Origin of the sequence: uncultured Campylobacter sp., assembly GCF_938045225.1 — a bacterium.
GTDB lineage: Bacteria > Campylobacterota > Campylobacteria > Campylobacterales > Campylobacteraceae > Campylobacter_A.
The window spans coordinates 1-4462 of sequence record NZ_CALINL010000098.1 but is presented as its reverse complement, the minus strand read 5'-3'; the positions used below and the strand labels follow the sequence as shown (position 1 = coordinate 4462).

General features: G+C 38.0%; 5 protein-coding genes. All 5 read left to right on the top strand.

What is annotated here, in order from left to right; translation table 11 throughout:
- Positions 1-44 precede the first annotated feature (44 nt).
- Positions 45-680, top strand: coding sequence for a hydrogenase-4 component G (locus tag Q0200_RS04055; protein ID WP_297938046.1), 636 nt, complete (start codon positions 45-47; stop codon positions 678-680).
- Entirely contained in the window at positions 667-1134 is a 468-nt protein-coding gene (locus Q0200_RS04050) for a hypothetical protein (RefSeq protein ID WP_297938043.1), read from the top strand. Before Q0200_RS04055 ends, Q0200_RS04050 begins: the two co-directional genes overlap by 14 nt.
- 303 nt (positions 1135-1437) lie before the next feature.
- Entirely contained in the window at positions 1438-2625 is a 1188-nt protein-coding gene (locus tag Q0200_RS04045) for a major outer membrane protein (RefSeq protein WP_297938041.1), read from the top strand.
- A gap of 47 nt (positions 2626-2672) precedes the next feature.
- The gene (locus Q0200_RS04040) at positions 2673-3269 is read left to right on the top strand and encodes a cytochrome c (protein WP_297938039.1); all 597 of its coding nucleotides are present in this window, start codon (positions 2673-2675) and stop codon (positions 3267-3269) included.
- Positions 3270-3447: 178 nt separating this feature from the next.
- A partial coding sequence (locus tag Q0200_RS04035; RefSeq protein ID WP_297938037.1) for a major outer membrane protein occupies positions 3448-4462 on the top strand: 1015 nt, incomplete at its 3' end.

Genomic DNA, 4462 nt, shown 5'->3' with positions numbered 1-4462 from the left:
AAATTTGACGATATATAATATGGATAAAATTTAAAGGATAAGACATGCAAAACATCAACGGTTTAAGCCAAAATCCATACATCCCGCAACCTCGCTACGACGTGCAAAACGTCCAAAATACGACAAGCGTAGATCAAAACGAAAATATAAAAAGGATGCAAGAAGCCTACGCAAATATCGACGTAAAGCAGCTAACAAATAGCTATTTGTCGCATTTTCAGGCTAGAGCGGACTCAAATTCGAGTTCAAATTTTTTATCTCAGGTTTCGGCCTTTAACGGTTCTGCAAAATTTAACGACATTTTCGGCACTCAAAACAAAAGCATAAATTCTCTAAACGATATCTTGTCCGGCGTAGATTTTAAATCTATCGGCTACGAGGGCAAGCCTATAACGCAACTAAGCCAAAGCGAAGCCAGCGATCTAGTGAGCGAGAATGGATTTTTCGGTATCGCAAATACTGCGGATAGGATTTCAAATTTTATCATTAGCGCCGCAGGAGACGACTTGCAAAAGCTCGAAGCCGGAAAAGAAGGCATGCTAAGGGGCTTTAAAGAGGCTGAGAAAATTTGGGGCGGTAAACTGCCTGAAATTTCGCAAAAAACGATAGAAAAAGCGACGCAAGCCGTAGATAAAAGAATAGCCGAACTCGGCGGGAACGTCCTTAGTGTTCAGGCTTAAGTTTTTAAATTTAGCCGCCCTTTTGCTGGTTTTTAGCGGCTGCGTATTTTTTGAGCAAAAACCGCCACCAAAAGTCGTCCAAAAACCAGTCGTTCAAAAACCTGCACCAGTTAAGGGCTCATTGCGCGGCGTAATATCAAACGTAACCTATGACGGCGGCAGATACTGCTACGATATAAAATCAATCGACGTATCAAACGGCAAGCTGCCTAGCGGCAAGTACTGCGCGGATAAATTTTACTTTTCTAGTGGAGATACCGTCTATGCAAGCGTTTCGGGCGGTCTCGTCACCGAGATGCTACTCATAAAAAGCGGAACGCATCATGTTACGCATAAAGTAAAGAAAACGCCGAAATTTAAAAGTCCAAGTCCTGCAAAAAGCTCGCAACAGCAAGAAAACAACAAAAAAATCCTAATCGAAGTTCCGAAAAGTGAAAATATCAGCTTTGATTAGCCGTTGATTTACCGAAAAGTTTTATAATTCTCACAAGCAATCAAAGTTAGAACTCCTTTTAAGAAGGGGATGTGTGTCCCCTTTTTTATCTTTATATCTCAAAAAAACCATGAAATTGAGCTTTCAAATTTAAGCTTTGTTGATAGTATTCTTATTTTAATAATATTAAGTATCAAAAATAGCCTCGAAACGGATTGATATATTCGTATTTTATGATTATTTGTGTTAAATTTTTGCATTAAGCTTACCACGACCGATTTTGTGCTAAAATTATGCCTATAAAACTTTTATAAAGGAGAACTTATGAAACTTGCTAAAATTTCTTTAGCTGCTTTGGTTGCGCTAGGCGCTTTCTCTACTTTAAATGCTACTCCGCTTGAAGAAGCTATTAAAGACGTAGATTTTTCAGGATTTGCAAGATATAGATATACTCACAATAAAGTCCGCTGGAATGGTATGCCAGGCGCATTCAACAAAAATAATGCAAATCATAACTTCAGATTCGTAGGTACTTTTAAAGCCGCTCTTGACGATAACTTCTTTGGCGTATTGGGTCTAAGATATGCCGCAAGCGACGGTTCCGGATTTAATGGCGATACTACCAATACTACAAGCTCATTTGGCGTAAGAGAATTTTATCTTGGCTACAATATAAACAATACTACAATAACAGCCGGCAAGCAATTTGTTAAAACATATTTTGACGATGATTTGGTGGGAACTGGCTTAAGAGTACAAAACACTGATATATCAGGTCTTACTTTAGTTGGTGTTGCTTTTGACGCACTTGAAACCGATAGTATTGACTATGACGGTCGACTACTATCAGGCCTAGCAGGATCAAAAAGCCTTAACTACTATGGCGTGGGTGCAATGGGAAGTTATGATCCTGTAAACTTTAAAGCTTGGTGGGCATATCTTGAGGATACCGCAAATTTATTTGCAGCCGATGCAGCTGTGAAATTTGACCTAGATGCAGTAAAACTAGGCTTGCAAGGACAATATGTTCATAATGAGTCAGACGATAATAACTTCGGCGATGCAAATTTCTTTGCTGCTAAAGGTGACGTAGGATTTGCCGGAGTCGGTTTAAATGCTGGTTATATCTACTATAAGGCCAAAGACGATAAAAAATCTTTCGTAACTGTTGAAGATAACGGCAAATTAATCAATCCGGGCAAATTACTTAACTCTGTAATGAACGGTAGCGCTCAATACTATAACAATATCAAAGGCAAAAACGACTATTGGTTTATCGGAGCGTCATATAAATTTAACGAGTTTGGCTTGTATGCTAACTATATAGACGGTAAGGGCTATAGTTATAGATACAATAAGAGAGTTGATAGAGACGAGTGGAACGTCGGCGGTAGCTATGCTTACAGCAAAAAACTTAATTTCTCTACATTCTACGCGGCGGCTAAAGAAAAAGACGGAGATCACAAAAATAAACACGACCGCATAAGATTCGAAGCCAAATACAGCTTCTAATCAAAAAAGCTAGTTTTATGCTATAATCCCAAGCAAATTTCCCTTGCTTGGGATTTTTAAATTTATCAAAAAGGTTTTTCATGAAATTTATGCATTTTTCGCTTTTAGCATGTCTTTTGACTTTTTCTTTAAATGCTGCAGACGAGCCGAGTTATATATTCGAGGCAAAGGGTGAATTTGCAAAAGAGCTAAAAAGTTTGGTAGAAAAATATTCTAAAGACGAAAATATAAGTATAAATGTTTATGAAAAAGCTCCCGAGGCTGATAGCGGCGGTAAGTTTTTAAATATCGGCGTAGATACCAAAAGAAGGTATAGCGTGGAAAAAGGTCGCGAACTGTATGCTAAAAATTGCGCTTCTTGTCACGGCGAAGATGGGAATAAAAGAGCTTACGGCACATCGGAAAAGTTAACTAAAGTAAGCGCAGAGGATATAGAGGCTGCTTTTTCCGGCTATTTGAATGATTCTGATTACGGCGGAAATATGAGAAATCTTATGAAAACGGTTGCCGCCAAAACAAAGTATAGCGACCTAGGAGCGATTATCGCTTTTTTAAAGGGCAAAGATGCTTTGCAATATAAGGGAAGCGAACAGGAAAACTCTGACGTCTCTACTACTCCTACTCAAGGAAGCTACTTAAAATAATCCAATTTGCCGAGTCGATTTGACTCGGCATGTTAAAAATATTCTAAATTTTAAATCCCTATAGTATATTTTAGTAAACGCTCGGTAATATTCCAAAGAAATATAAATTTTTTAAGCTTGTTGAAGGCTACATTATGTTAAGATTCTAAAATATTAAATCTTATTTGAGGAGAAAATAATGAAAATTGCTAAAATTTCATTGGCTGCTTTGGTTGCACTAGGTGCTTTTTCAACTGTAGCGAGTGCTACGCCGCTTGAAGAGGCGATCAAAAATGTAGATCTTTCTGGATATGCAAGATATAGATATAATAACGTTACGGTTAAGCAAGCTAACGGCGTAAAAGACAATACGACTGCACATCATCAATTTAAATCAGAATTCTCTTTTAAAGCTGCTTTAGATGATAATTTCTTTGGTGTTTTGACGCTTAGATACAACTCTAATGATAGCTCAGCTTTTAATGCAGATGGACGCAGCGATAGAACAGATACAACAAGTCCATTTAACGTAAAAGAATTTTACCTAGGATACAATGTGGGTAATACTACAATAACTGCAGGTAAACAAACTATAGGTTCGTTCTTTACTGATGATGCCGTAGGTACTGGCGTCAGAGTTGAAAATAGAGATATTACAGGCTTGACTCTAACTGCATTTGCTTTTGATGCATTAGAAAATAACGGCGAGAGCGATGGCGCTATTTACACTAATGCCCCTGGTATCTTTAATAACAACCTATATGCGGTAGCCGCTATCGGCTCTTATGATCCGGTAAGCTTCCAACTATGGTATGCATCTTTGGTTGATTCTGTTAACCTCATCATAGGTGACGTAAACTTTAGTCTTAATGTTACCGATGATGTAAATATCGGTGCTCAAGTTCAATATGCACACGCTGATATAGACAATAATGTTGGCGTTAACTTTAAAGATACGGATTTCTATGCAGGTGAGCTTGGTACAAAAGTATTTGGCGCTGATGTAGCTGCTGGTTATATCGGATATAAAGTTCATGACAAAGAAAAAGGTTTTGTAAGCCTAGAGGATCAAGGTTCATTCATAGATGTAGGTGAGATAAAATCTGCTCTTGACTATACTGCTCTTGAGGGTAAAGCAAACTTTTGGTTCTTAAAGGCAGGATACACTTTTGCTGAGAAATTTAGAGTCGGTGGCGATTATTCTAATGGTAAAG